Annotated in this window: 24 protein-coding genes; 13 read left to right on the top strand and 11 right to left on the bottom strand. The window is 72.7% G+C overall.

Annotated elements, in window-relative coordinates; all coding sequences use genetic code 11:
* Nucleotides 1-70: 70 nt before the first annotated feature.
* The 4 genes from B7C62_32205 to B7C62_32190 are packed head-to-tail and all read right to left on the bottom strand — an operon-like array spanning nt 71 to nt 3090.
* Nucleotides 71-685 (bottom strand): ATP-binding protein, encoded by a 615-nt coding sequence (locus B7C62_32205; GenBank protein ARF76429.1) that lies wholly within the window; start codon nt 683-685, stop codon nt 71-73.
* On the bottom strand, nt 666-1037 hold the full coding sequence (locus tag B7C62_32200; protein ARF76428.1) for a hypothetical protein: 372 nt from the start codon (nt 1035-1037) through the stop codon (nt 666-668). Before B7C62_32200 ends, B7C62_32205 begins: the two co-directional genes overlap by 20 nt.
* Nucleotides 1034-1441 (bottom strand): dynein regulation protein LC7, encoded by a 408-nt coding sequence (locus B7C62_32195; protein ARF76427.1) that lies wholly within the window; start codon nt 1439-1441, stop codon nt 1034-1036. The genes B7C62_32200 and B7C62_32195 overlap by 4 nt, the downstream gene beginning before the upstream one ends.
* Complete coding sequence (locus tag B7C62_32190; protein ARF76426.1) at nt 1438-3090, bottom strand: ATP-binding protein; 1653 nt, start codon at nt 3088-3090, stop codon at nt 1438-1440. The genes B7C62_32195 and B7C62_32190 overlap by 4 nt, the downstream gene beginning before the upstream one ends.
* A gap of 589 nt (nt 3091-3679) precedes the next feature.
* Here B7C62_32190 and B7C62_32185 point away from each other — a divergent pair.
* Nucleotides 3680-4444 (top strand): IclR family transcriptional regulator, encoded by a 765-nt coding sequence (locus tag B7C62_32185; GenBank protein ARF76425.1) that lies wholly within the window; start codon nt 3680-3682, stop codon nt 4442-4444.
* Nucleotides 4445-4474: 30 nt separating this feature from the next.
* On the opposite strand, the gene B7C62_32180 is transcribed toward B7C62_32185, so the two are convergent.
* From B7C62_32180 to B7C62_32170, 3 genes are all read right to left on the bottom strand, one after another.
* Complete coding sequence (locus B7C62_32180; protein ARF76424.1) at nt 4475-4981, bottom strand: MarR family transcriptional regulator; 507 nt, start codon at nt 4979-4981, stop codon at nt 4475-4477.
* Nucleotides 4978-6846 (bottom strand): hypothetical protein, encoded by a 1869-nt coding sequence (locus tag B7C62_32175; GenBank protein ID ARF76423.1) that lies wholly within the window; start codon nt 6844-6846, stop codon nt 4978-4980. The genes B7C62_32180 and B7C62_32175 overlap by 4 nt, the downstream gene beginning before the upstream one ends.
* A 118-nt stretch (nt 6847-6964) precedes the next feature.
* On the bottom strand, nt 6965-7810 hold the full coding sequence (locus tag B7C62_32170) for a scramblase (protein ID ARF76422.1): 846 nt from the start codon (nt 7808-7810) through the stop codon (nt 6965-6967).
* A gap of 73 nt (nt 7811-7883) precedes the next feature.
* Between B7C62_32170 and B7C62_32165 the strand changes: the two genes are divergently transcribed.
* From B7C62_32165 to B7C62_32150, 4 genes are all read left to right on the top strand, one after another.
* Entirely contained in the window at nt 7884-8318 is a 435-nt protein-coding gene (locus B7C62_32165) for a hypothetical protein (GenBank protein ID ARF76421.1), read from the top strand.
* A 146-nt stretch (nt 8319-8464) separates the two neighbouring features.
* Nucleotides 8465-9103 (top strand): hypothetical protein, encoded by a 639-nt coding sequence (locus B7C62_32160; protein ARF76420.1) that lies wholly within the window; start codon nt 8465-8467, stop codon nt 9101-9103.
* A 5-nt stretch (nt 9104-9108) separates the two neighbouring features.
* Nucleotides 9109-9753, top strand: coding sequence for a DUF305 domain-containing protein (locus B7C62_32155; protein ARF77469.1), 645 nt, complete (start codon nt 9109-9111; stop codon nt 9751-9753).
* 157 nt (nt 9754-9910) lie between these two features.
* Nucleotides 9911-11158 (top strand): transcriptional regulator, encoded by a 1248-nt coding sequence (locus tag B7C62_32150; GenBank protein ARF76419.1) that lies wholly within the window; start codon nt 9911-9913, stop codon nt 11156-11158.
* Between the two features lie 202 nt (nt 11159-11360).
* Here B7C62_32150 and B7C62_32145 read toward each other — a convergent pair whose 3' ends face one another.
* A complete protein-coding gene (locus B7C62_32145) occupies nt 11361-12551 on the bottom strand; it encodes a xylose isomerase (GenBank protein ARF76418.1) in 1191 nt (396 codons plus the stop codon).
* 220 nt (nt 12552-12771) lie between these two features.
* On the opposite strand from B7C62_32145, the gene B7C62_32140 reads away from it, so the two are divergent.
* The 4 genes from B7C62_32140 (at nt 12772) to B7C62_32125 (ending at nt 18130) form a co-directional block, all read left to right on the top strand.
* On the top strand, nt 12772-14253 hold the full coding sequence (locus B7C62_32140) for a xylulokinase (protein ARF76417.1): 1482 nt from the start codon (nt 12772-12774) through the stop codon (nt 14251-14253).
* A gap of 92 nt (nt 14254-14345) precedes the next feature.
* Nucleotides 14346-15626 (top strand): alpha-1-antitrypsin, encoded by a 1281-nt coding sequence (locus B7C62_32135; GenBank protein ARF76416.1) that lies wholly within the window; start codon nt 14346-14348, stop codon nt 15624-15626.
* Nucleotides 15626-16468 carry a hypothetical protein gene (locus tag B7C62_32130; GenBank protein ARF76415.1) on the top strand — a complete coding sequence of 281 codons (843 nt, stop codon included), beginning with the start codon at nt 15626-15628 and terminating at the stop codon, nt 16466-16468. Before B7C62_32135 ends, B7C62_32130 begins: the two co-directional genes overlap by 1 nt.
* An 81-nt stretch (nt 16469-16549) precedes the next feature.
* On the top strand, nt 16550-18130 hold the full coding sequence (locus tag B7C62_32125) for a transporter (protein ID ARF76414.1): 1581 nt from the start codon (nt 16550-16552) through the stop codon (nt 18128-18130).
* Between the two features lie 22 nt (nt 18131-18152).
* Here B7C62_32125 and B7C62_32120 read toward each other — a convergent pair whose 3' ends face one another.
* Nucleotides 18153-18641: a hypothetical protein gene (locus B7C62_32120; protein ID ARF76413.1), complete on the bottom strand. Its 489-nt coding sequence runs from the start codon at nt 18639-18641 to the stop codon at nt 18153-18155.
* Nucleotides 18642-19077: 436 nt separating this feature from the next.
* Between B7C62_32120 and B7C62_32115 the strand changes: the two genes are divergently transcribed.
* Nucleotides 19078-20475, top strand: a complete 1398-nt coding sequence (locus B7C62_32115; protein ID ARF76412.1) for a cytochrome P450 — start codon at nt 19078-19080, stop codon at nt 20473-20475.
* A gap of 123 nt (nt 20476-20598) precedes the next feature.
* Here B7C62_32115 and B7C62_32110 read toward each other — a convergent pair whose 3' ends face one another.
* A complete protein-coding gene (locus B7C62_32110) occupies nt 20599-21267 on the bottom strand; it encodes a TetR family transcriptional regulator (protein ARF76411.1) in 669 nt (222 codons plus the stop codon).
* A gap of 129 nt (nt 21268-21396) precedes the next feature.
* On the opposite strand from B7C62_32110, the gene B7C62_32105 reads away from it, so the two are divergent.
* The 3 genes from B7C62_32105 to B7C62_32095 are packed head-to-tail and all read left to right on the top strand — an operon-like array spanning nt 21397 to nt 23927.
* Nucleotides 21397-22335: a hypothetical protein gene (locus B7C62_32105; GenBank protein ARF76410.1), complete on the top strand. Its 939-nt coding sequence runs from the start codon at nt 21397-21399 to the stop codon at nt 22333-22335.
* Nucleotides 22336-22371: 36 nt separating this feature from the next.
* On the top strand, nt 22372-23178 hold the full coding sequence (locus tag B7C62_32100) for a flavodoxin (protein ARF76409.1): 807 nt from the start codon (nt 22372-22374) through the stop codon (nt 23176-23178).
* A 47-nt stretch (nt 23179-23225) separates the two neighbouring features.
* Nucleotides 23226-23927, top strand: a complete 702-nt coding sequence (locus B7C62_32095; protein ID ARF76408.1) for a hypothetical protein — start codon at nt 23226-23228, stop codon at nt 23925-23927.
* A gap of 31 nt (nt 23928-23958) precedes the next feature.
* On the opposite strand, the gene B7C62_32090 is transcribed toward B7C62_32095, so the two are convergent.
* Nucleotides 23959-24927 (bottom strand): glycine/betaine ABC transporter substrate-binding protein, encoded by a 969-nt coding sequence (locus B7C62_32090; protein ID ARF76407.1) that lies wholly within the window; start codon nt 24925-24927, stop codon nt 23959-23961.

Here is a 24927-nt window from a genome sequence, read left to right as displayed (position 1 = left end):
GGTGGCCGAGGGCCGAGGGCCGATAGCCGAAGGCTGGTGGCCGGTGAGCCGAAGGGGACGGCTCCGGCCGTCAGGCCAGCGGGACCGCCAGGCTGTGCAGATAGCGCATCAGGGTCATCAGCACATCGCGGCTGGAGGCCCGCAGCCGGGCGTCGCAGTCGATCATCGGGACCTCGTCCGGCAGGTCGAGAGCCCTGCGCAGGGCCTCGACCGGGTGGTGCGGTGCGTCGGGGAAGGTGTTGACGGCCACCACGAACGGCACTCCGCGCTCCTCCAGCCGCCCGATGACGTCGAAGCTGACTTCGAGCCGCCGGGTGTCGATGAGGACGACGGCGCCGAGGGCCCCTTCGAAGAGACCGTTCCACAGGAACCAGAAGCGTTCCTGGCCGGGCGTGCCGAACAGGTAGAGGATCAGCTCCTCGCTGAGGCTGATCCGGCCGAAGTCCATGGCGACGGTGGTGGCGGTCTTCGTCTCCACCCCGGCGTTGTCGTCCACGCCGACGCCGGCCTGGGTCATGGTCTCTTCGGTCGTCAGGGGCCGGATCTCGCTGACCGAGCCGACCATGGTCGTCTTGCCGACCCCGAACCCGCCGACGATCACGACCTTCACCGCGGCGGTGGCCGTGGTGGGGAGGACGTCCTCGCTACGGGGTCCGGTGATCGTGTCAGAGCTTCTGAAGTCCATGCATCACCGCTTCGAGAAGGGACCTGTCGGGGAGTGTGGCGCGGACGATCGGCGCACGCGACTCGATGAGCTCGGTCGCGAGGAGATCGCTCAGGAGCGAGGTGACCACGCTGAACGGCAGGCTGAGGTAGGCGGAGATCTCGGCGACCGATAAAGGAGCCTGACAGAGCCTCAGAATCGCGGCCTGCTCCGGCTGGAACGTCGGCGAGGGCTCGGCCTGCGCGACGACCATCGTGACCAGGTCGAGTGCGGCCCGCTCGCTGTCGTCGAGATCACCGGTGATCACGTACAGCCGTTCCGGGTCGATGAGCGCCGGATCGGTCTTGCGGCGTTCTCGTCGGGGTCCGCTCATCCGGACTGCCCGCCGTGGCGGGGCGGACTGGTCAGGTGGGCGCCGATCCGCACGACCATGTCCCGCATCCTGGCGCCGACCAGCCCGGCGTCCACGGTCTCGCCCGCCAGCACGGCGAGATACGCACCGGTCCCGGCCGCCATCAAGTAGAAGAATCCGCCGGTCACTTCGATGACCACGAGCTTCATCAGGCCGTCGCTGTAAGGGATCTCGGTGGCCACGGCGGCGGCCAGGCTCTGCAGCCCGGCGCAGGCCGCCGCCAGCCGGTCGGCGACATCGGGGTCACCGCCGTGCATGGCGATGCGCAGCCCGTCCGAGGAGAGCACCACGATCTGGTGGATGCTCGGCACGTCGTCGGCCAGCTCCTTGAGCATCCAGTCCATGTTTCCCCGCTGCTGGATCACTTCAGGTCTCCCTTGTCCCACGCGTCATCGGAGTCTTCGCCGTGCTTCGGTTCCTGCGGTACACCGTTGACGGCCTTGGTGAACGCCTCCAGCCAGAGGCCGGGGGGCTTCTCACCGCCGTGGCCGCCGGGTCCGCCGCCGTCCGGGTGTCCGCCCCGGCTCGGCAGCCCGCCGTTGACGGGGGCGGGCGGCGGCGGGGGCTGCTGCGGCAGGTTGTGCGAGCCGAGCGGGGCGCGGCCCCGGCTGCGGCGCTGCGGCAGTCCGTTCTCGGTCCACTCGGTGACCACCGGGACGTCGTCCTCCATGGCCGCGGCGGGCACGGCCGGACGCGCGGCCCGGGCGGGGCCACCGGTGGGGGCCGGTGCGGCCACGGAGGGCACCGGGCCGGTGGCGGCGGGCTTGGGCTTGCGCTTGCCGGGCGGCGGGACCACGTGCTGGAGCTTCGACATGTCCAGCGAGCTGGTGGGCCGGGAGGTGGCGCCGATGCCGTGGGCGATGCCGGGGGCCGGACCGGTGGTGATCATCTCGCGCGGCACGATGAGGACCGCGCGGACCCCGCCGTACGCCGACTGGCGCAGCGAGACCTGGAGCTGGTACATCCGCGAGAGGCGGCCGACGACGGCCATGCCGAGCCGGGGGGACTCCCCGAGGTCGTTCATGTTGATACCGGCCTGAGCCTGGGCGAGCATGTTCTCGGCCCGGGCGCGGGCCTCCTCGCTGAGGCTGACGCCGCCGTCCTCGATCTCGATGGCGATGCCGGTCTGCACCTCGACCGCGGTGACGTGCACCCGGGTCTGCGGCGGCGAGTAGCGGGTGGCGTTGTCGAGGAGTTCGGCGCAGGCGTGGATGAGCGGCTCGACCGAGGTGCCGACGATGGCGACCTTGGCGATCGAGTGGAGATCGACGCGCTGGTACTCCAGGATGCGGGACATCGCACCGCGCAGCACGCTGAACAGCGGTACGGGCTTGGGCCACTGGCGGCTGGGCCGGGCCCCGCCGAGCACGGCGATGGAGTCGGCGAGCCGGCCGATCAGCGCGGTGCCGTGGTCGATGCGCAGCAGGTCGTCGAAGACCTCGGGGTTGCGCCCGTAGTGGTCCTCCATCTCCCGCAGCTCACTGGCCTGGCGGTGCACGATCGCCTGGACGCGGCGGGCGACGCTGACGAAGGCGCGCTGGGCGGAGTCACGCCGGGCCTCCTCGTTGTCGATGACTTCGAGGACCTGGTAGATCTGCTCGCGCAGCGCCTTGGGCAGATGCCGGTTGGCCACATCCGCGTCGACGATGTCGCGCATGACCTCCTCGGGCGAATTGCCCACCCGCAGACGCCGGATGGCGGCGGGCATGACTTCCTTGGTGAGCCGCACGGTCTCGGAGTCATGGCTGAGGATGCGGTGTTCCAGGTAGGCGATGCGCTGTTCGTACTCCGCGCGCTGGGCGGCCATGGCGCGCTTGCGGCGGTGCAGCGCCACGGTGAGCACGGCGACCACGATCGTGGCGATCGCGCCGCACACGGCGACTGGTATCCGCGCGGCCGGGACCACCAGGGCCGCACCGGCGGCGGTGGCGCCGGCCAGCAGGACCACGGGCGGCAGGACTACGCGGACGACGGGGACTTCTCTGTCGGTCGGCGGTGATTCGACACGGACCATCTAAACCCTCTGGCGGTTGATTCCGGGATATACCGGGATGTATACGCACGTGAGCGGAGACTCATGAACAAGTGCTCGAATTCGTATCAACTCGACTTCACTGCGCGTGAGCTTAGCCAGATCAGAACAGGGGATCGGCATATTCACCCAACCCCCTGCGGGAGCGCGCGAAGAGGAATACACTCGCCAGTTTTTGCACTCACCGCTGCGAAGCGTGTGCGCGGAGTGACGGCGGCCGGAAATCGGCCGGCGCTCCCCTGCCACGTACTGGTGAGCGGGACAGGCGGAAACGACGAATGCCTCAGACCCGGTCAAGTCTTCCCTCTCGCAGCAGACTTCGTACCGCACAGCAGGACAGAGGCACAGATGATCGAACCGGATCGAAAGGAACAGATTCCTGACCACTCGGGGGGTGACCGGAAAAATCACCGGGCTGACGCGTATACGGCCGCCGTTCCCACGGGGCCGTTCACGGACCGGCCGAACCCGGGCGCTCACGGTGCCGCAGCGGGGATCATGGCGTCCGGAACCGCCCGGCGGGTGGCGCCGGACGGCATACCCGGAGTGACGAGAGGGAGCGGGCGGGAGCATGACGGGGACGGGTGACTACACGATCGCTTCGCTGGATACGGGGCTCCGCGCCATGCGGCTCTTCCTGACCCATGACACCCTCACCGTCACCGAGGCCGCCGAGCGGCTCTCCGTCGGCCGGTCCACCGCGCACCGGGTGCTGAGCACGCTGGAGAGCCGGGGGTTCGCGATCCGGGACACCTCGGGACGCGGCTACGCGGCGGGCCCGGAGCTGGTGCGGCTGGGCCGGCCCGCGGGGTTCGGCCGCGCGGCCCGCGAGCGGCTGGGGCCCGTCCTGGCGGACGCGGCCGGGCGGACCGGCGAGACGGTGTGGAGCGCGGCCCTCATCGGTGACCAGGTCATCGTCACCGACGGCCGCGAGTCGGCCCATCCGGTGCGCGTGGCGCTGGAGCTGGGGCGGACCGGACCGGCCCACGCGGGAGCGGGCGGGCTGCTGCTGCTCTCCCGGATGACGGCGGACCAGGTGTGCGCGCTGTACCCGTACGAGGAGCTGGAGCCGGTCACCCCGGCCACGCTCACCTCGCGGACGGCCCTGCTGGACGAGCTGGCGCTGATCCGCCGGACCGGCCACGCCGTCAGCCGGGGCGCGTCCGTCCCGGGGATGACCACGGTCGCCGTACCGCTGGCCGGGTCCAGCTGGCGCGACCGGCTCGCCCTGGTGGCGGCGGCCCCGGCGGACCGGTCCGGCGACGCGGCGCTGGCCGAACGGGCGGAGCGGCTGCGGGAGTCGGCCGCGCCACTGACTCCGGGACAGCCGTCGTGACGGGGCCCCTGTCCCCCACCGGGGCCCGGGTCAGCGCCGGGCTCCGCCGATCCGCCCCTCCAACTGCACCAGCAACTCGCTGAGCCGGGAGCTGAGTTCGCTGCGGCTCTCTTCGTCGAGCCCGGAGAGCACCGCCCGTTCGTACGCCAGTTGCTCGGGCAGCAGCCGGTCGACCAGGGCGCGGCCCTCCTCGGTGAGGCGGACATGGGCCACCCGGCGGTCACGCTCGTCGCCCCGGCGGTCCACCAGGCCGCGTTCCTGGAGCGCACGCAGCCGCTTGGTGACGGCCGCACCGGAGGAGAAGGTCTCCCGGGCCAGCTCGCCCGGGGTCAGTTCCCGGTCGGTACGGCGTACGGCACCGAGCAGGTCGAACTCGGCCCGGGTCAGTCCGGCGGAACGCAACGGGGCGTCCTCCGCCTGCTGGAGCAGGGCGGCGCAGCGGTTGATCCGGCCGATGAGCTCCATCGGTCCGGTGTCGAGCCCGGGGTTGACGGCCTGCCACTGCCGTACCACCGAGGCAACGATGTCGTCGGTCACTCCGCTCCGATCGAAAGGGCGTGGACCGCTCCGCCGCGCCGCGTCTGCGGGGCGCGGGCCCGCGGCCCCAGCCGTTGTGCTGTCGCGGCGAGCGTACGGTGTCCGGCCCGCTCGGCCGCGAGAACCTCCTGCTCGGGCAGGGCGCGCTGCCACCACTCCCCCGCCGCCGTGTCGGCGGCCTCGCGCAGTTCGAGGAGGCTCGCGGTGAGCGCGCGGCGAGCCCGCTCCAGTTCGGCGGAGGCCGTGTGGAGCTGTTCGGCGGAAGCGGGGCGGGACGGTTCGGCGGAGGCCGCGTGGGCCCGTTCGGCGGCGGCGCGGGCCCGCGCGGTGGCGTCGAGCGCGCGCTCGACACGGCCCGCCGCCCGCCGGTTGGTGATGAGCGTCGCGGCCAGGAAGCCGGTGAGCGCGCCGAGGACGGTGTCCAGGACCCGGTCCCCGATCAGCTCCCCCGCCGGGTGGGTGCCACCGAACTCCAGGACCAGGAGGGCCATCGGGGTGACGGCGACGGAGCCGAGCCAGTAGTTGCGGGTGATCAGCGCCTCGGCGGCGAAGGCGAAGAAGAGGCAGCACAGGACGAGTGCGAGCGGGCCGGTGCGGGAGAGCGGCAGGACGGCGGCGAAGACCAGGGCGCCCAGGAGGTTGCCCAGGGTGCGCTGGAGGGCCCGGTTCCAGGTCAGGGTGACATTGGCCTGGTAGAGGGAGGCGGCGGTGACGATCGCCCAGTAGGGGCGGCCGACGCCGAGCGCGGCGCAAAGGTATCCGGCCAGCGCGCAGCCGGTGAGCGTACGGGCGGCGACGGGCAGCAGCGGTGATCCGGGGCCGAGGCTCCGCAGCAGACCGCGGCGGGCGGCGCGGCGGCCGTCGGGCCCGCGCAGGACGGCGCGTTCGGCCTCGATCCCGTACACATCGGGCCGTCCGCCCCCGGTCCCGTACGCACCGGACCGCCCGGCCTCGATCCCGTACGCCCCGGACTGCTCGGCACAGGTCCCGCTCCCGGCCCCGTACGGCTCGTCGGGCGTGTCGGGGGTGGGCGGCGGTACGGGGACGGGGCCCCGGGCCCGGGTGAGGGCGGCCCAGGCCCGCAGCCGGTCCGGATCGGCCGGTCCGGACCGCCCGGCGTGCGAAGCTCTGGGCTCCCCGGTGACGGCCGCTTCGGCGTGCGCCACCAGCCGTTCCAGGGAGCGCCGTACGGGCGTGGCCCGGCCCGAGGCGAGCAGGCACTGCCAGGCGGCGTGCACCGCGGTCGCCGCGCCGTGGCGGGTACGGGGCCCGGGCGCGGCGGCGCAGTCGGCGGCGGCTTCGAGGGCGCGGGCGACGGCCCGGCGCTCGGGCCCCTCACGGCGGAACAGCGCGGGCCCCAGGCAGACCAGCCAGGCGACCGCACCGGCCGCGAGGGTCAGGGCGAGATGGCCCGGGACCTGGCCGAGGCGCTGCGGGGCGAACAGCGCGGCGGAGCTGACGAAGGTGAGGATCACCGGGCCGGGCGGGCCGGTCCGGTTCGCGTCGCACAGGACTTTCTGGGCCGCCGCGAGGAGCGCGCCGACCGCCACGAGCACGGCGGTGGAGTGCGTGAGCGAGGCGGTGACCAGGGCGACCGCGAGCCCGGCGGACATGCCCAGCACGACGCCCGCCACGGTCCGGACGCGCCGGGCGTACGGCAGGCCGTGCCCGTACAGCGCGCAGAGCGAACCGGCCATCGTGTACATCACGAGGTCCAGCCGCCCGAGGACCAGGAGCGTCAGCTGCGGTACGGCGGAGGCGACGACCACGCTCAGCGCGGGCTTGAACCAGGTGTCCGAGGGGCGCTGGAGCCGGAGCGGGGCGGCCAGGGGGAGACGGCGGGCGGGGGCAGGCGGAGCACTCACCCATAAAGATTAGCAGGTGTTACACCCGTAAAATACATTGGTCCGGAGCGCGGAACCGGCCCGGCGCCACCCCCCTCGAAGGCGTGGCGGCGCCGGGCCGGTCCGTGGTCGCGCGGGGTCAGCCGAGGCCGCGGGCGTCCTGCTTGAGCGCGGTGTCCACCGTCAGGGCCGTGGCCACGACGAGGCTGAGCAGCGGCTCGGGCAGCCGCTGGTGGATCTGGAGCACATAGTTGTCGGCCGTCGTGAACATGGTCTTCGCGAGGCCCTCCCAGGTCTTGGTGATCCGGGCGACCTCGGTGCCGTTGTGGTCGACGATCGCGAAGTTCCAGGCGCGCCAGTTCTCCGCCCTGATCGCGCCGACCTGCACACCCCCGGCCGTCATCGCGAAATTGATCTTGCCGATCGCGTTCTGCTGCACGATCTCGCCGACCGGCTGCCCGTCGGGGCGCTGGACGATGACGCGGGACTTGATGAACTTCGCCGGACGGGTCAGCAGCAGCTGCGGCCGCCCGTGCGCGTCGCGGATCTCCAGCCGGTGCGTCAGGTACTGGTCGATGCTGGTGAGGAAGCGGAGCACCTTGCGCAGCGAGCTCTGGCCGACCTGGACGACCGAACCGACGGTCGCGCCGTGCTGGTCGAACACCCGGTACTCGTTCGTCACCTCGATCAGCTTGGCCTTCTGGTTCACCACCAGGACCGGCTGGTCGAAGAGCGAGCCACCGGAGACGGCCGGCTGACCGGCGGCCTGGTGGGCGACCGGGTGCTGGCCGACGGCCTGGTGGCTGACCGGCTGGTGGTGGGCGACCGGCTGGGCGGGCACCCCGGAGGCGGCCGGGGCCTGCGGTGCGCCGTCGGCCGGATGCGTGTGCTCGGTCCACCGGCCGCCGTCCCAGTAGCGCAGCAGCCGGGGTGCGCCATGAGGATCGGGGAACCAGCCCGCAGCTATGTTCGAGTGCGTGGTCACTGAGGCACACTATCCCGCGGAATCAGCGACCCATATTCTTTGAATCTTCATACGCCTACTACGATGACGGGCCATGACCACGGTGAGCGCTCGGACCGACCGGCAGCGGTACCGCTCACGCGTGCCCGCCTCACCGGTCTGGGTCTTCGCCCTGCTCTCCCTGCTCTTCTGCTGCTCGGTCACCACCCCGGCCGCCGCCGCTGTGCCGGTGGCGGTGGGGGCCGAGGCCCCCACCGCCGTACGGACACTGACTCCGGTTCCCGACGCGGCCGTCGAGCGGGTTGTCATGGCCATCCCCGCCGACCGGGGGCTCGGCACTTCGTGCCACGGCGGCTCGACCCACTCGGCGGCCGTCGTGCTCCCGGTGCCGTCCGCCCCCATGGCGCTCCCCTCCCCCGTGGCCGTCCTGCCCGCCGCCCCGCTGACCGGGGCGGCGGCCATCCGGGGGCCCGCCCACGACGGTGTCCACTCCGTCGATCAGCTGCGTCTTCAGGTTCAACGGATCTAGAGCCGGGTCCGCTCCCCCTCCGCGCCCCGTGCCGGAGCCCGGGGGCGGCTGCCCGTACGCCCTGTTTCCCCTCCGCTCATCCCTGTATCGACATCCCTGCATCGACCGGATGCGTCCGCAGCATCCGCTGAACGACGAGGACTTCCATGGCTTCCGCCAAGAACCAGAACTCTGCCGCCGCCGCCCGCCGCGCCAAGCTCGAAGAGGCCCGCCGCAAGGAGCGCGCCCGTGAGCGCCGGGGCCGTCTCATCACCATCGGCGCGTCGGTCGCCGTGGTCACCGCGCTGGTCGCCGGAGGCGGCTACCTGGTGTACCAGGCGAACGAGAAGGAGAAGGCCGCCAACGGCCCCATCTCCGGTGAGCGCACGTGGAAGGACCTCAAGCAGGGCCACGTGGAGACGAAGGTCGACTATCCGATGACCCCGCCCGTCGGGGGCGACCACAGCCAGGTCTGGATGAACTGCAACGCGGACGTCTACACCGAGGAGATACCGAACGAGAACGCCGTCCACTCCCTGGAGCACGGCGCCGTCTGGGTCACCTACAACGACGAGGCATCGGAGTCCGACATCAAGGCGCTCACGGAGAAGGTCAAGAAGACCCCGTACTCCCTGATGAGTCCGGTCAAGGACCAGAAGGACCCGCTGATGCTCAGTGCGTGGGGGAAGCAGGTCACGGTGAAGGACGCGTCGGACTCCCGCGTCGGGCAGTTCTTCAGCAAGTACGTGCAGGGCCCGCAGACGCCCGAGCCTGGCGCCGCCTGCACCGGCGGGCGCGACAAGTGACCGCCCTGACGAACGCGGGGCCCGCCACCCGCCGGATGGTGCTCGCGGGCGCCGCCGTGCTGCTGCTGGCGGTGGGGCTGGTGGTGCTGATGGTGGTACGGCCCTCCGCGGCCTCGCCGTCCGGGAAGGCGCTGTCCGCTCCGGCGGAGGAGTCGGCGGACGCCGGGTTCGCCCGGGACATGATGATCCACCACCAGCAGGCGGTCGAGATGTCGTTCATCGTGCGCGACCGCACCGACGACGAGGACGTGCGGCGGCTGGCGTACGACATCATCAACACCCAGGCCAACCAGCGCGGCATGATGCTGGGCTGGCTGGAGCAGTGGGGTCTGCCCAAGAGCTCGGCCGAGCCGCCGATGACGTGGATGGGGCACACCTTCGAGCCGACCGACGACGGTTCGCTGATGCCCGGCATGGCCACCGACGCCGAACTCGACGCGCTGAGGGCCGCCGAGGGCAAGGAGGCCGAGGTGCTCTTCCTGCGGCTGATGACCGTGCACCACCGGGCCGGTGTCGACATGGCGCAGGCGGGCGTCGAGAAGGCCGGGACGGACGTCATCCGGAACCTGGCCAGGGGCATGGTCAAGGGCCAGGAGTCCGAGATCGGGCTGATGACGGACATGCTGAAGGCGCGCGGCGCCAAGCCGTGACCGGTGGGCGGCCCCTTCCGGCGGGATCTCCTCCCGGGCCCGCCGGAAGGGGCCGCCTCCGCCGTGCCGCCCGTGGTGCGTGGGGCGCCCGTGCCACCGATGGTGCGTGCGCCCGTACCGCTCCTGGTGCCCGGCATCACATAGGCTCGGCGACGATATGAAGAGCATCCTCACGCCGCTGGGGCCCAAGGCCGACAAGGACACCGTGCGACGGCACAATCTGAGCCTGGTACTGCGAGCCGTGCGGGACGAGGGCGAGAGCGGGGAGGCGACCCGCGCCGGAGTGGCCGCGCGGGTCGGACTGACCCGGGCCGCGGTCTCCTCGCTCGTCGAACAGCTCATGGACAGCGGGTTCCTCACCGAGTCGGGCAAGACGTTCAGCGGGCAGGCCGGGCGTCCCGGCACCGCGCTCAAGGTGGCCCGCACCGGTCCCGCCGGGCTCGGCGTGGAGATCAACATCGATTACGTCTCGGTCTGCGTCGTCGACCTCGCGGGCACCGGCCGGGTCCGCCAGACCGAGCACCTCGACAACCGGGGCGCCCCCGCCGAAGAGGTCCTCGCCCGCGCGGCCCGGATCGCCGCGCGGACCCTGGACTCGGCACGCGAGCAGGAGCTGCGCCCGGTGGGCGCCGCGCTGGCGCTGCCCGGCCTGGTCTCCGCCGGATCGGTCCGCCAGGCCCCCAACCTGGGCTGGAACGAGGTCCCGGCCCAGGAGCTCTTCGCGGACGCCCTCGCCGCGCTGCGCCCCGGCCACCGGGCGCTGCCGGTCGCCTCGGAGAACGAGGCCAACCTCGCGGCCCTGGCCGAGCTGTGGTTCGGCGGCCTCGGAGACGTCCGCAGCTTCCTGTATCTGACCGGGGAGATCGGGGTCGGCGGCGCGCTCGTGATCGACGGCGAACTGCTGCGCGGTGCGCACGGGTTCGCCGGGGAGATCGGCCATGTCGTGGTCGACCCGGACGGGCCGGAGTGCCGGTGCGGGTCCCGGGGCTGCCTGGAGCAGTACGCCGGACAGACGGCGCTGCTGCGGGCGGCCGGGATCGAGGGGGCCGGGGGCGGCGCCGGAGTGGTGGAGCTGGAGCGGCGCGCGCGGGCCGGGGACGAGCGGGCGGTGGCCGCGCTCGCCGGGGCGGGGCGGATGCTGGGCCGGGTGGTGTCGGGGGCGGTGAACCTGGTGGACCCGGACGCGGTGGTGCTCGGCGGGATCTACCGGGGCCTGATGCCGTGGCTCGCGCCGCCCGCCGACGAGGAGCTGACCGGCCGGGTGGTGTCGGGGCTCTGGTCCCCGGGCGGCGGCCGGCTCCGCGCGTCGTCGGTGGCGGGCGACGCGGCGCGGGGCGCGGCGGCGCTGGTGGTGCAGGACGTGCTGGACGACCCGGTGGCGTACGCGGAGCCGTCGGGGGTGTGAGGCGGGGAGCGGTCGGGGGCGGGTGAGGCGGGGGGCGGCCCGGGGCCGACGAGGCGGGGCGTCTCTGGCCGTACGGGCGTGAGCCTCGGGCACGCGGAGACGTGAGGCACCGGCCCTGCGCCCCTCCAGGAGCCGGGCCCGCCCCCGTACGTCAGGCCGGGCGCCACCCTCGTACGGTCAGGCCGACCCCGCCCCCGTACCCTCAGCGCACGCCCAGCAAGTGGTCCATGGCCAGCTGGTCCAGCGCCTCGAAGGCCATCCCGCGCTCGGCGGCACCGGCCGCGTCGAACTCCTCGTACGCCGTGCGGTCGGCGAGCAGCGCCGCGAGGCCGTCCCCCGCCGTGGGGCGCGCCAGTTCGTCCAGGCGGGAGGCCCGCAGCGCCGCCCGTACCTCCGGGTCGGCGCGGAAGGCCGCCGTGCGCTCCTTGAGGATCAGGTAGTTGCGCATGCACCCGGCGGCCGAGGCCCAGACGCCGTCGTGGTCCTCGGTGCGCGGGGGCTTGAAGTCGAAGTGGCGCGGGCCCTCGTAGCCGCTCTCCAGCAGGTCGACGAGCCAGAACGCCTGGCGCAGGTCGCCCGCGCCGAAGCGGAGGTCCTGGTCGTACTTGATGCCGGACTGGCCGTTGAGGTCGATGTGGAAGAGCTTGTCGGCCCACATCGCCTGCGCGATGCCGTGCGGGAAGTTGAGCCCGGCCATCTGCTCGTGCCCGGTCTCCGGGTTGACGCCGACGAGTTCGGGGCGCTCCAGGCGTTCGATGAAGGCGAGGGCGTGGCCGATGGTGGGCAGCAGGATGTCGCCGCGCGGCTCGTTCGGCTTGGGCTCGATGGCGAAGCGGAGGCCGTACCCCTGCTCGGTGACGTACTCGCCCAGCAGGTCGAACGCCTCCTTCATCCGGTGCAGGGCCAGACGTACGTCCTTCGCCGCGCCGGACTCCGATCCCTCCCGGCCGCCCCAGGCGACGAAGGTGGTGGCGCCGAGTTCGACGGCGAGGTCGATGTTGCGCAGGGTCTTGCGGAGCGCGTAACGGCGTACGTCCCGGTCGTTGGCGGTGAAGGCGCCGTCCTTGAAGACCGGGTGGGTGAAGAGGTTCGTCGTCACCATGGGCACGACGAGCCCGCTCGCGTCGACCGCCTGCCGGAACCGCTTGACGATCGCCTCGCGCTCGGTCCCGGTGGAGCCGAAGGGGATCAGGTCGTCGTCGTGGAAGGTGACGCCCCAGGCGCCCAGTCCGGCGAGGCGCTGTACGGACTCGACGGGGTCGAGGGCCGCGCGGGTGGCGTCGCCGAAGGGGTCCCGGCCCTGCCAGCCCACGGTCCACAGTCCGAAGCTGAACCGGTCCTCGGGGGTGGGGGTGAACCTGTCCCCGGAGGTGGGGGTGAAGCGTTCCGTCATCGTCGTCCGACCGCCTTCGCCTGCCGTCGGGGCCTGGGCCACATACCCGGCACCCCTATTTGTTTACTGTCATGACTAATCAAGCACACGGCCTCCGCCCGGCGTAACCCCCTGGCCGAAGGCGAGTGGGCCGGGGGCCTGTTCCCCGGGCCGTGGATCACGTAATTTGTTCGCGGCACAGCCGAATGAGCCCCACCTCGCCACCCGAAAGAGGCCGCCCATGTCGTCACGTACCGTCGTCATCGGCGTGGACAGCTCCACCCAGTCCACCAAGGCCGCCGTGATCGACGCCGTGACCGGTGAGCAGCTCGCCGTGGGGCGCGCCCCGCACGTCGTCACCGGGGAGTCCGGCGCCCGGGAGAGCGACCCGGAGGTGTGGTGGCGGGCGCTGGGCGACGCGGTGGCGGCCGGGCTGAAGGAGTCGGCCCTGCCCGCCCGCTCGGTCACCGGGATCGCGGTGGCGGGACAGCAGCACGGGCTCGTCGTGCTGGACCGCTCGGGCCGTCCGCTGCGGCCCGCGCTGCTGTGGAACGACACCCGCTCCGCGCCGCAGGCCGCCGCCCTGACCGACGCGTTCGGCGGGCCCGGCGCCTGGACCGCGCGGACCGGTTCCGTGCCGGTCGCCTCGATCACCGCCTCCAAGTGGCGGTGGCTGTGCGAGCACGACCCGGAGGCGGTGAAGGCGGCCGTGGGCGTGCGGCTGCCGCACGACTTCCTCACCGAGCGGCTCGCGGGTGTGGCGGCGACCGACCCCGGGGACGCCTCCGGCACCGGCTGGTACGCCACCGCGACCGGCGGCTACGACCCCGACCTGCTGGACCTCCTCGGCCTGGACCCGGCCCTCCTCCCCGAGGTCGCGCCCACCGGGGCGGCCCGGATCGGCTCGCTCACCGGCGCGGCGGCCGACGCTCTCGGGCTGCCCGCCGGGATCGCGGTCGCGGCGGGGACCGGGGACAACATGAGCGCGGCCGTGGGCCTGGGGCTGGGCGGCGCCGGACTGCTGGACCACCCGGTGCTCTCCCTCGGCACGTCGGGGGTGGTCTTCGCCGCCTCCCGTACGCGCTCCACCGACCCGGCGCTCTCCGGGTTCGCCGCCGCCGACGGTACGTATCTCCCGCTGGCCTGCACGCTCAACTGCACGCTCGCCGTGGACAAGGTCGCCTCCCTCCTCGGCCTGCACCGCGAGGACACGGCCCCCGGCGGCGAAGCCGTACTCCTCCCCTACCTCGACGGCGAACGCACCCCCGACCTCCCCACCGCGTCCGGGCTCCTCACCGGCCTGCGCCACGACACCACCCCGCAGCAGCTCCTCGGCGCCGCCTACGAGGGCGCGGCCGTCACCGTCCTGCGGGCGCTGGACACGCTGCTCCGGGCCTGCGGCCTCGATCCGGACGCCCCCGACGTGGCCGCCCGCCCGCTGCGGCTGATCGGTGGCGGTGCGCAGGGGCGGAGCTGGGTGGAGACGGTCCGCCGGCTCTCCGGCCGCCCGCTCGTCATCCCGGCGGGCGGCGAGCTGGTGGCCCTGGGCGCGGCGGCGCTCGCCGCCTCCGCCGCGGGCGGCGGGGACCCGGTGGCGCTGGCGACCTCCTGGGGCGCGGGGGACACGGGCCGTCACATCGACGCGCGGGAGCGGGACTTGGAGACCTGGCAGCGTGTCACCTCGGTGCTGGACCGGGCCTCGGAGCCGCTGCTCGGCGGCTGAAGGGCGGGCCTGCGGCGGCTGTGCGGCGGGGCGGCGCCGGTCGCCGACGGCCCCAGTTGGGAATACCAACTGATTTTCCATAAGATCCGGCGATGATCACAAGAAAAAGGCTGACGACCGGGGTGTGCATAGCGCTCGCCACCCTGGCCGCCGGACTCGGCTCCGCGCTCCCGGCCGCCGCCGACGGACCACCCGCGACCCCCGCCCCCAAGGTCGAGCTGGTGCTCGACGTCAGCGGCTCCATGCGTACCCGCGACATCGACGGCCAGTCCCGGATGAGCGCCGCCAAGCAGGCGTTCAACGACGTCCTGGACGCGGTGCCCGAGCAGGTCCACCTCGGCATCCGCACCCTGGGCGCCGACTACCCGGGCGACGACCGCAAGGTGGGCTGCAAGGACACCAAGCAGCTCTACCCGGTCGGGCCGCTGGACCGCACCGAGGCCAAGACCGCCGTCGCCACCCTCGCCCCCACCGGCTGGACCCCGATCGGCCCCGCGCTGCTCGGCGCGGCCGACGACCTCGAAGGCGGCGACGGCACCCGGCGGATCGTCCTCATCACGGACGGCGAGGACACCTGCGGCCCGCTCGACCCGTGCGAGGTGGCCCGGGAGATCGCCGCGCGCGGCACCCACCTGGTCATCGACACGCTCGGCCTGGTGCCCAACGCCAAGATCCGCCAGCAGCTGACCTGTATCGCCGAGGCCACCGGCGGCACGTACACCGCCGTCCAGCACAAGGAAGAACTCTCCCGCCGCGTCACGCAGTTGGTGGACCGGGCGGCCGAGCCGGTGGTCACCCCGGTGGCCACCGAGGGGGCGGGCAGCTGCTCCGCCGCGCCCGAGCTCAAGCCGGGTCTCTACACCGACCGCGAGAAGATCGGCGAACACCGCTGGTACCGGGTCGACGTGCTGCCCGGTCAGGAGCTGCGCGCCTCGGTGAGCGTGGCGGCCGACCGTGCCGTCGACAACGACTACGGCGTCCTGCTGCGCGCGGTGACGGCCTCCGGGCGCGAGATCGTCCGGGGCGAGGCGTCCGGCACCGGACGTACGGATGTGATCTCGTCCGGCCTGCGCTACCCCAAGGCCGAAGTGGCGGACGGTGACGACGGCAGCGGCAAGCCCGCCGCCGAGACCGTCTGCCTCCAGCTCTCCAACTCCTTCTCCGCGCCAGCCTCGGTGAAGAGGTCGCCCGGTCTGCCGGTCGAGCTGACCGTGGACCTGGTGGACGGACCGGACCGGGCGTCCGACGTGGCGGCCTTCGGTCTGGGCCGGGGCTGGTGGCTGCTCGGCGCCCTCGTGCTGACCGGACTGGTCGCGGGGCTGCTGTTCGGCTGGATCTCGCGCTGGCGCATCGCCGTATGGAGGACCAACTGATGGTGACGACGACTTCCCGTCGCGGCCGGACCCGTCGCGGCGCGCGGCGCGCGTTCGCCGGGGCGCTGCTGGCCGGGCTGACCCTGTTCACCTCGGCGGGTGCGGCGGTGGCCGACTCCCCGACGCCCAGCGCGAGCCCCGGTGACGAGGGCTCCGGCCCCACCGAGGCCGGCACCACCTTCCGTACCGCGACCGCGCTCCAGCAGGGCCAGACCGGCACCGCGCAGGCGTCGGCGGGCGACTACCTGTACTGGGTCTTCCCCGCCGACATCGGCCAGCGCGCCACCGTCCGGGCGACGGTCAAGCTGCCGCAGGGCGAGGCGAAGCGCTCGGCCTCCACCTGGCAGATCGACGTGTACGACGGGCTGCGCCGCCGCCAGGCGTGCCAGTACGGCCACCAGACCCGCAAGGCGGCGGCCGACGCGTCGGCGGTGGAGCTGTCCTGTGTGCTGCGCACCGTACGGTCCTGGTCCGAGCCGTGGGCCAACGACCCGCTGCCGGGCAGCTACTACGTGCGCCTGACGGTCGTGAACGTCCCGGCCGATGAGCTCGGGCTGCCGTTCGAGGCCGAGGTGCGGGCCGACGCGGTGGACGAGGGCGGCGCCCACCACGTGGACGGCGCGCTCGCCGAGCCGCTGGTGCCGGGCGTCTCGGTGACCGGTGCGTCCGGCGCGCCCAAGGCATCGGCGGGTGAGCCGGAGGACGGCTGGGCGTCGGGCTGGTGGACGAGCCGCTGGCTGTGGACGGTCGGCGGCGGAATCCTCGCCGCGCTCGCGGGCGTGTTCGGCTACTCGCTGACGCGGGGCCGGGGCCGCCCGGCGCACGTCCCGCACGGAGCCTGACGGCCGCGCAGCCCGACTGGCAGCCTCCCCGCCCCTCGAAGATCCTGAACGGGATCGTTCCGAGACGGGGAGGCACGGCCGGTGTGGCAGTTCTTCGCGGACAACCCGTGGGTGACCGTGTTCGCGGTGATCGCGCTCGGCGCGCTGCTCGGCATGGTGCGCTTCGGCCCGGTGAAGCTGGGGGCGGCCGGTGTCCTGTTCGTCGGCCTGTTCGTGGGGGCGCTGGACGAGGACATCGCCGCCGCCGTGCCCGCCGGGGTCTCGGCGCTGGGTCTGGCCCTGTACGTGTACACGGTCGGCCTGGAGTCGGGCCCGTCGTTCTTCCGTGAACTGCGCGGCCAGCTGGCGGTGATGGCCGGTGCGGTGGTGGCCCTGGCGCTCACGGCGGTGGTGGTCGGCCTGGTCGGGCACGGGTGGCTCGGCATCAGCGGGCCGTTCCTGGCGGGCGGCTACGCGGGCATCGGGACGACGACCCCGGGCCTGGCCGCCGCCCAGGACGCCTCTGCCGACCCCACCCAGCCCGCCGTCGGGTACGCCATCGGCTACCCGCTCGCCGTAGTGATCACGATCCTCTTCGTCTCGGCCGTCGCGGCCCGCCGCCACTGGACCGCCCGCCGGGACCCGGACTCGGGCCTCCCCGCCACCCTCGTCACCCGTACGGTCCAGGTGGCCCGGGAAACCCGCTGGCCCGAGGTCCCCGGAGTGGCCGCGCACCGGGTACTGGCCAGCGAGTACCGCCCCTCCGGCGGGGCCACCCGGGTCGCCCGCGGCCTGGACCGCCTCTCCCCCGGTGACCAGGTCGTCCTGGTGGGCGGCGAGGACGACGTACGTACGGCGACAGAAGCCCTCGGCGCACCGGCGCCCCGCCACCTCCTGGACGACCGCAGCGCGGTGGACTACCGGCGGGTCCTGCTCACCAACCCGGACCTGGCCGGGCGCACGGTCGCCGAACTGGGCCTGGGCGAGAAGTACGGGGCCGTGGTCAGCCGGGTGCGGCGCGGCGACTTCGACATGCTCGCCCACGACGGCCTGCTGCTCCAGCTCGACGACCGGGTCCGGGTGGTGATGCCGCGCGAGCGGACGGCCGAGGTCACGACGTACCTGGGCGACACGGAGGCGAAGGTCAGCGAGGTGAGCGCGGTCAGCCTGGGCCTCGGCCTGGCACTGGGCTTCCTGATCGGCATCCCCTCCCTCACCCTGGGCTCCACCACCCTGGCCCTCGGCACGGGCGCCGGCCCGCTGGTGATGGGCATGATCCTGGGCTGGCGCCGCCGCACGGGCCCCCTGGTCTGGACCCTGCCGACCCGGGCCAACCTCACCCTGCGCCAGATCGGCCTGCTGCTCTTCCTCGCCGTGGTGGGCCTCACCTCGGGCTACTCGTTCCGCGAGAACGCCTTCTCCCTCTTCGGCCTGAAGCTGGCGGCGGTGCTGGCGATCGGCGCGGTGGTCAGCTACTCGCTGATGGTGCTGGTCGCGAAGGTGCTGGGGCAGAGCCGGGAGCGGACGATGGGGCTGCTGTCGGGCTATGTGGGCAACCCGGCGATCGTGGCGTACGCCAACAGCCGGGCGAGCGACAGCCGGATCAACAACGGCTACTCGACACTGTTCGCGCTGGCCATCCTGGTCAAGATCGTCTGCATCCAGCTGATCGTGGGGCTGTGAGCCCGCGCCCGCTGTCCCGGCGTCACTCTCCCCCGGCAGCGAGCACCAGGTCATGGATCGTGAAGTGGAGCTGCACGTCGTCCGTCGGTTCCACCCACAGCCCCTCGGCATCGAGGACGGAGGCCGCGACCATCCGCGCCTCGGCGACGAGTTCGAGGTGAGAGGTGAAACCCGGCCAGGGCAGGACGGGAAAGCCGTTCTCCTCACCGAACCGCCGCACCCGCTCGATATCACCCAGCGCGGCCTGCGGGAGCGACTCGTTCGCCCAGGACCACAGCCAGGTCTGCTGAGCCACGCTGACGCTTCCGATGACGGTGAGCCGTCCGGTCAGGAACACCTTCCCCTCCCGCGACCAGGTGATCCGCGCGTCATCGATCGACCAGTCGTACGCCACGTCCCCCGACAGACCGAAGCGCTCGACCATGAGCGCCTGCCGCGACCGGGCCCGCTCCCGGGCCGCGAGCACGACCGCTTCCCAGCCGGAGTGGTCGTGCTTCGAGCGGTCGTCCATGGTGTCTCCTCGTGCAGAAGCGTCGGCACGATCCTGCCACCCGGCCAGTGTGTGACCGTACGGGCTCCAGACCCGCATCCCCGTGACGGCCTTCGCCGGCACAGGGGCTTCGCTCGCCGGGCCGCACACAGGCCAGCCGCACGCTCAGCTGACCGCCCAGCTCCCGGTGTGCCGCCACAGCGCACGGGTGCGGTGGGACGGCGGATCGATCGACATGACGGGATTGTCACACACGGCGGAAAATCTGCCGCCGCCTTTTGTTCGAATCCGGTGGCACCCGCGGCTACGCTCGACAACTCACGTACCCCACAAGGCCGATGACGGATTCCGGCCACGGCGGTCCGACGCCCTGGCGGGGTTCCGCCCTCATCGCGTTCGATGGGGCGCGAACGATCGCGCGCCACCCGTGGCGCGCCCCAGGGAGCGGAGTCCTTCGATGTCCACGCAGACCGGCCCGGCGCTCGGCACCCCCTCGCACGGCCCTGCGCCCGTACCGGGCCCCAGGGGGCTGCCGCTGCTCGGGAACCTGCCGCAGTTCGGGAAGAACCCCCTCGCCTTCTTCGAACTCCTGCGGGGGCACGGGGACATGGTGCGCTGGCGGTTCGGGCGCAACCGGTGTCTGTTCATCTCGGACCCGGACTGCATAGGCGAGTTGCTCACCGAGACGGAGCGCACCTTCGACCAGCCGAGGCTCGGTATCGCGTTCCGTACGGTGATGGGAGACGGGATCATCGTGGCGCGGGGGCGGGAGTGGCGGCGTAAACGGTCGCTGGTGCAGCCGTCGGTGCGGCCCAAGCAGGTGAAGTCGTACGCGGCCACCATGGCGAGCTCCTCGGTGGAGCTGGCGGACAGCTGGTCGGACGGTGAACGGGTCGACCTCAAGCGGGAGATGGCGGCCCTGACGCAGAGGATCGCGGTGCGCACCATCTTCGGTGTGGACACCCCGGCGGACTCGGAGGCGATGGGCCGGGCGATGGATGTCGCCCAGCAGGAGATCGGCAAGGAGTTCGCCGGGATCGGGGCGCTGCTGCCCGACTGGGTGCCGACCCCGGGGCGGGCGCGGATCAGGAAGGCCGCCGCCGTGATCGACGCCGAGGTGGCGCGGGTGGTGGCCCGGCACCGCGACGGTGAGACCGAACGGCCCGATCTGCTCAGCCGGTTGCTCACCGCCGTCGACGAGAGCGGGGAGCGGCTCAGCGACGCCGAGATCCGCGACGAGACGGTCACCCTGTACATCGGCGGCCATGAGACGACGAGTTCGACTCTGGTGTGGGCGTGGTATCTGCTCTCGCGCAATCCGCGGGTGCGGGCCGCGCTCGCCGAGGAGCTGGACCGGGTGCTCGGCGACCGGGAGCCCGGCTTCGACGACTACGCCCAGCTCACCTACACCCAGGCCGTGGTGAAGGAGACCCTGCGGCTGTATCCGACGATCTGGCTGATCACGGGGGTGGCGAAGGAAGGGGCGCGGATCGGTGGGCTGCCGATCGAGGAGGGCACCCGGGTGTGGAGCAGCCAGTGGTCCACGCACCGCGACGCGCGGTGGTTCCCCGAGCCGGAGGAGTTCCGCCCGGAGCGCTGGGACGCGGAGCACGGGGACGAGATCGCCGAGTACGCGTGGTTCCCGTTCGGCGGCGGGCCCCGGGTCTGCCTGGGGACCCGGTTCGCAATGGTCGAGTCCGTACTCGTCCTGGCCGTGCTGGCCCGCCGCTTCGAGCTGGACGTCGAGCCGGGCGTCATCGAGCCCGTACCGAGTCTGACGCTCCAGCCGGACCGGGACGTGATGGCCACCGTACGGACGCGACGAGCCGCCCCGTCGGCCTCGGTCTCGGCCTGAAACCCCTCCCCGGCCGCCCTCGGGCCATCGGCAGGGCACCCGACGGCCCAGATCCGATGCGGCGCCCCGGTCCCGGCCGCATGTGAAGTCCGCGCCTTCCGACGCCCCCGCCCGCCGCCGGGGTCAGCCGGTGGGCGGGGGTGCCAGGAGGCGGCGGGCCAGGCTTGTCAGGGACGCCCCGATCCGGTCCCGGGAGATCCCCAGTTCGTGGCGCTGGAACCGATAGAGCTCGGGCGCCAGCGGGGCGAGGGCGATGTCGACGGCGGCGTCCGGGTCCGGGACGCCGGCATCGACGAGCAGCGTGCGGACGTGCACGCGCCAGAATCCGTACGCACCGGTGGTGTACCGGTCGGGGCCCACCTCCGCGCCGAGCGCCAGGGGCAGATGGCGCTCCAGGAGGTCGAGCATCGCGAGGTAGAACGCGGAGAGCCGTTCGGCGGCGGGGGCGCCGGGCCCCAGCGGCGGCGGCCCGTGGACGAGCTGTTCCTGGAGCAGGCGTTCGTGCTCGTCGAGCAGGGCCACCGCGACCGACGGCGGGTCGGGAAAGCTCCGGTAGAGCGTGGCCCGGCCGACGCCCGCGGCCTTCGCGATGCGGTCCATGGTGACCGTACGCGGGTCCTGTTCGCCGAACAGCCGCTCCGCGGCGGCCAGGATCTGTGCCCGGTTGCGGACGGCGTCGGCCCGCCGCCGGGGCGCGACCGGGCCGCCCCGAGGGGCCTGGAGGTCGCCCAGCGGGCCGCCGACGCGGTGTACGGAGGCGGGCCGGCGCCCACGCTGCTCGTCATCGCTCATGGGAGGACCCTACGTGACACCCACCTAAGTGGACACCTTGCCCGTTTAACTTCTCCCGTGGCATGCTAAATGGACACCGCGTCCATTTAGTTGGTGCTGTGCCCCGCCACCCGCCCCAGGGAGATCCAGATGCACACCGCGCTGCTCGCCGCAGCCCTGCTCGTCGGCTGTCTGCTGGCCGTCCAGAGCTCGGTGAACCTCCAGCTCAACTCCGCCGTCGGCACCCCGTACGGCGCCTCGGCCATCCAGCTCGGCGTGGCGACCGGGCTGCTCCTGGTCCTCGCGGCGGCCACGGGCGTGCTCGGCACACTCGGCAGGCTGCCCGACGTGGAGCCCTGGCTCCTCCTCGGCGGGCTCGCCAGCCCGCTCTACATCACCAGCGGCATCCTGCTCTTCCCCCGGCTGGGCGCACTCGCCGCCGTGGGGCTCTTCGTCACCGGCCAGATGTTCGCCTCACTGGCCCTGGACCTCTTCGGTCTGCTCGGCATCGCCCGCAAGGACCTGACCGTCGGCATCGCGCTGGGCGCCGTGGCCGTCCTCATCGGCATCGTCGTGATCATCCGCGGCCAGAAGGCGTCCGCCCCCGCCGGCGCCCCCAAGACCTCCGGCGCCGGACGGGCCGCCTGGCTGGGCCTCGGCATCCTCGCGGGCGCCGTCCTGCCGGTCCAGGGCGCGGTCAACGCCCAGTTGCGCGACCGGCTGAAGGAGCCGATCACCGTCGCCGTCATCAGCTTCACGGTGGCCACCTTCACCATCGCCGTCGTGCTGCTGGTGCTGTATCTGACCCGGCGGACCAGCAAGCCGAAAATCGCCCCGCTGAAGCGGATGCCGTGGTGGGGCTGGCTCGGCGGGGCCTGCGCCGCCGCCTATGTCACCGGCACCTTCCTGCTCATGCCGTCCATCGGCGCGGCCGTCACCATCGCACTCACCGTCACCGGGCAGCAGCTCACCTCTGCGCTGATCGACCACCGGGGCCTCTTCCGACTGCCGCAGCGGGCCCTCACCAAGCCGCGCGTGATCGGCCTCGCCCTCCTCATCGCCGGCTCGCTCACCATCCAGCTGGCCTGACAACGGTCCGGCCCCCGACCTTCCACGGAGTACGTCATGAAGCCGTCCTACACCGCCGGGCCGGACATCCAGGTCCTTCCCTCGGCCCTGCCCATACCCGGCCTCGGCGACCAGCCGGTCAACGCCTTCCTGATCCGGGACGGGCAGCCGCTGCTCATCGACACCGGCATGCCCGTCGACCGGGAGGGGTTCCTGGCGGCGCTCTGGTCTCTGATCGACCCCGCCGATCTGCGCTGGGTCGTCATCACCCACGACGACCGCGACCACACCGGCGCGCTGCTCCCGATCCTCGAAGCGGCGCCCCGGGCGAAAGTCATCACCAACGCCCTGTCCCTCACCCGGATCTCCGAAGAGTTCGCCATCCCTCCGGAACGCGTGGTGACAGCCGATCCGGGAAGCCGGATCAAGCTCGGCGACCGCGAACTGAGTTTCCACCGGCCGCCCACCTTCGACGCGCCGGGGACCCTCGCCGTGTTCGACCACGCGGACGGGACGCTCTACAGCTCCGACAGTTTCGGAGCCGTACTCCCGGAGACCGCGGAGGATTTCACCGAGCTGGCCGAGGATGAGTTCTTCGACGGTTTCGACGTCCTCAACCGGGCGATAGCCCCCTGGACCGCGCTGGTCGACGAGGCGAAGTTCACCGCCTCGGTACGCGAGCTGGCGCGGCTGCGCCCCGAGCGGCTGCTCAGCGCCCACGGGCCCACCGTCCGGGGCCGGGCCGTGGAGCCGCTCTTCACCGCGATGGCCCGCATCCCCACCCTGCCCGCCTGGCTGCCCGGCGCCGACCTCGACCTGGAGGCGGCCCTGGACACCCACGAGGCCGCCGCCGGGCGGCGGTGACCCACGGCCGCACCTCCGGACCGTCGCATCCCCCTCAGGAGTTCGTCATGTCTGTCCCGACCGCCACCTGCCCGGCCCCGCCGCGCGGAGTCATCACCGTCCACTCCGACATCTGGTGTTCCTTCGCGCACATCGCGATCCACCGGCTGCACGCCACCCGCACCCGGCTGGGACTGGAGCGCCGGGTCTCCTTCGACCTGCGCGCCTTCCCGCTGGAACTGCTCAACGACGCGCCCAGCCCCCGCCCCGGCACGGACAGCGAGGCCGCCCGGATGGGTTCCCTGGAGCCGGGCGCGGGCTGGCAGCTGTGGCAGGCCAAGGACTGGCTCTACCCCTCCACGACCCTGCCCGCCCTGGAGGCCGTCCTCGCCGCCAAGGAGCAGAGCCTCCACGCCTCCGAACAGCTCGACCTCGGGCTGCGCCGGGCGTTCTGGGCCGAGTCACGTTGCATCAGCCACCGCAAGGTCATCCTGGACGTAGCCCGGGACACCGGGGCGGTGGACGTCGGCGCGCTCAGCGAGGCGCTGGACGACGGGCGGGCCCGGCGCGCGCTGGCCGACCAGGCCGCTCTCTCGGCCACCGACCGCATCACCTGCTCCCCGCACCTCTTCCTGCCCGACGGCTCCGACCACGCCAACCCGGGGATCGAGGTGCGCTGGGAAGGTGCGTACGGCATCGGCTGGCCGGTCGTCCGCTCCGACGACCCGACCGTGTACGAGGACCTGCTGCTGTCCGCCGCCACCGGATGATCCGGGGCGGCGGACAGCAGGGGTGAGGCTTCTACTCCAGCCACTTCTTCCAGACGTCCGGGTGGCGGTCGATCCACCGCTTCGCCGCCTCCTCGGGCGACAGCCGCTGCGAGGCGATCATCTCGGAGACCTCGTTCTGGTCCTGCTCCGACCAGTGGAACTTCTTCAGGAAGTCGGCCGCGTCCCCGCCGCGCTCGACGAAGTCGGCGTTGAGGAACTTCTGCAGCGGTGTCGTCGGGTAGGCGCAGTCGATGTCCTCGGGAGCCTTGGCCGCGCACTCCTCGGTGTACTCGGGGAGCTTCACCTCGACCATGGGCACCTCGTTGAACAGCCACTGCGGCTGGTACCAGTAGCTGAGGAAGGGCTTCTTCTCCTTGGCGAACTGCTGGATCTGGGTGATCTGGGCCGCCTCGGAACCGGCGAAGACCACCTTGTAGTCCAGGTCCAGGTTCTTCACCAGGGCCACGTCGTTGGTGACGTAGGAGGGCGAGCCGTCCATCAGCTGGCCCTTGCCGCCGCTCTCGGCGGTCCGCAGTTCCTTCGCGTACTTGTTGAGGTTCTTCCAGTCCGTGACGTCCGGGTTCTTGTCGGCCCAGTACTTGGGGACGTACCAGCCGATGTGGCCGGTCACCCCGAGGTCGCCGCCCCGGACGATGGTCTTCTTCTCCTCGACGTACAGCTTCTCCTGGTCCGGGTGGCCCCAGTCCTCCAGGATCGCGTCCACGCGGCCCTGGCTGAGGGCGTCCCAGGCGGGGACCTCGTCGGTCTGCACGAGGTCGACGCGGTAGCCGAGCTCCTCCTTGAGGAGCTGCTCGGCCACGGCCACGTTCGCCTGGGCGCCGACCCAGGACTGGACGGAGAGGGTGACCGTCTTGACCCCGGCGGGGGCGGCGAACGGGGATGCCTGCCGGGTCATGTCGGCGGCGCCGCAGCCCGCCGTGGTGAGCAGGGCGGTGGCCGAGGCGAGCGCCACGAGCAGGCGGGTTCGGGAGCGGTTCAT

Origin of the sequence: Kitasatospora albolonga (genome assembly GCA_002082585.1) — a bacterium.
Taxonomy (GTDB): domain Bacteria; phylum Actinomycetota; class Actinomycetes; order Streptomycetales; family Streptomycetaceae; genus Streptomyces; species Streptomyces stephensoniae.
The sequence above is the reverse complement of the archived record's forward strand: the minus strand, read 5'-3'. Positions and strand labels throughout refer to the sequence as shown.

Excerpts from the sequence above, each read along its gene's own strand:
- B7C62_32100 (ARF76409.1), top strand. The coding sequence starts at position 22,372 with ATGAAGCCGTCCTACACCGCCGGGCCGGACATCCAGGTCCTTCCCTCG.
- B7C62_32135 (ARF76416.1), top strand. The coding sequence starts at position 14,346 with ATGATCACAAGAAAAAGGCTGACGACCGGGGTGTGCATAGCGCTCGCC.
- B7C62_32160 (ARF76420.1), top strand. The coding sequence starts at position 8,465 with ATGGCTTCCGCCAAGAACCAGAACTCTGCCGCCGCCGCCCGCCGCGCC.
- B7C62_32110 (ARF76411.1), bottom strand. The coding sequence starts at position 21,267 with ATGAGCGATGACGAGCAGCGTGGGCGCCGGCCCGCCTCCGTACACCGC.
- B7C62_32200 (ARF76428.1), bottom strand. The coding sequence starts at position 1,037 with ATGAGCGGACCCCGACGAGAACGCCGCAAGACCGATCCGGCGCTCATC.
- B7C62_32150 (ARF76419.1), top strand. The coding sequence starts at position 9,911 with ATGAAGAGCATCCTCACGCCGCTGGGGCCCAAGGCCGACAAGGACACC.
- B7C62_32165 (ARF76421.1), top strand. The coding sequence starts at position 7,884 with ATGACCACGGTGAGCGCTCGGACCGACCGGCAGCGGTACCGCTCACGC.
- B7C62_32145 (ARF76418.1), bottom strand. The coding sequence starts at position 12,551 with ATGACGGAACGCTTCACCCCCACCTCCGGGGACAGGTTCACCCCCACC.
- B7C62_32140 (ARF76417.1), top strand. The coding sequence starts at position 12,772 with ATGTCGTCACGTACCGTCGTCATCGGCGTGGACAGCTCCACCCAGTCC.
- B7C62_32205 (ARF76429.1), bottom strand. The coding sequence starts at position 685 with ATGGACTTCAGAAGCTCTGACACGATCACCGGACCCCGTAGCGAGGAC.
- B7C62_32095 (ARF76408.1), top strand. The coding sequence starts at position 23,226 with ATGTCTGTCCCGACCGCCACCTGCCCGGCCCCGCCGCGCGGAGTCATC.
- B7C62_32105 (ARF76410.1), top strand. The coding sequence starts at position 21,397 with ATGCACACCGCGCTGCTCGCCGCAGCCCTGCTCGTCGGCTGTCTGCTG.
- B7C62_32185 (ARF76425.1), top strand. The coding sequence starts at position 3,680 with ATGACGGGGACGGGTGACTACACGATCGCTTCGCTGGATACGGGGCTC.
- B7C62_32115 (ARF76412.1), top strand. The coding sequence starts at position 19,078 with ATGTCCACGCAGACCGGCCCGGCGCTCGGCACCCCCTCGCACGGCCCT.
- B7C62_32090 (ARF76407.1), bottom strand. The coding sequence starts at position 24,927 with ATGAACCGCTCCCGAACCCGCCTGCTCGTGGCGCTCGCCTCGGCCACC.
- B7C62_32120 (ARF76413.1), bottom strand. The coding sequence starts at position 18,641 with ATGGACGACCGCTCGAAGCACGACCACTCCGGCTGGGAAGCGGTCGTG.
- B7C62_32130 (ARF76415.1), top strand. The coding sequence starts at position 15,626 with ATGGTGACGACGACTTCCCGTCGCGGCCGGACCCGTCGCGGCGCGCGG.
- B7C62_32190 (ARF76426.1), bottom strand. The coding sequence starts at position 3,090 with ATGGTCCGTGTCGAATCACCGCCGACCGACAGAGAAGTCCCCGTCGTC.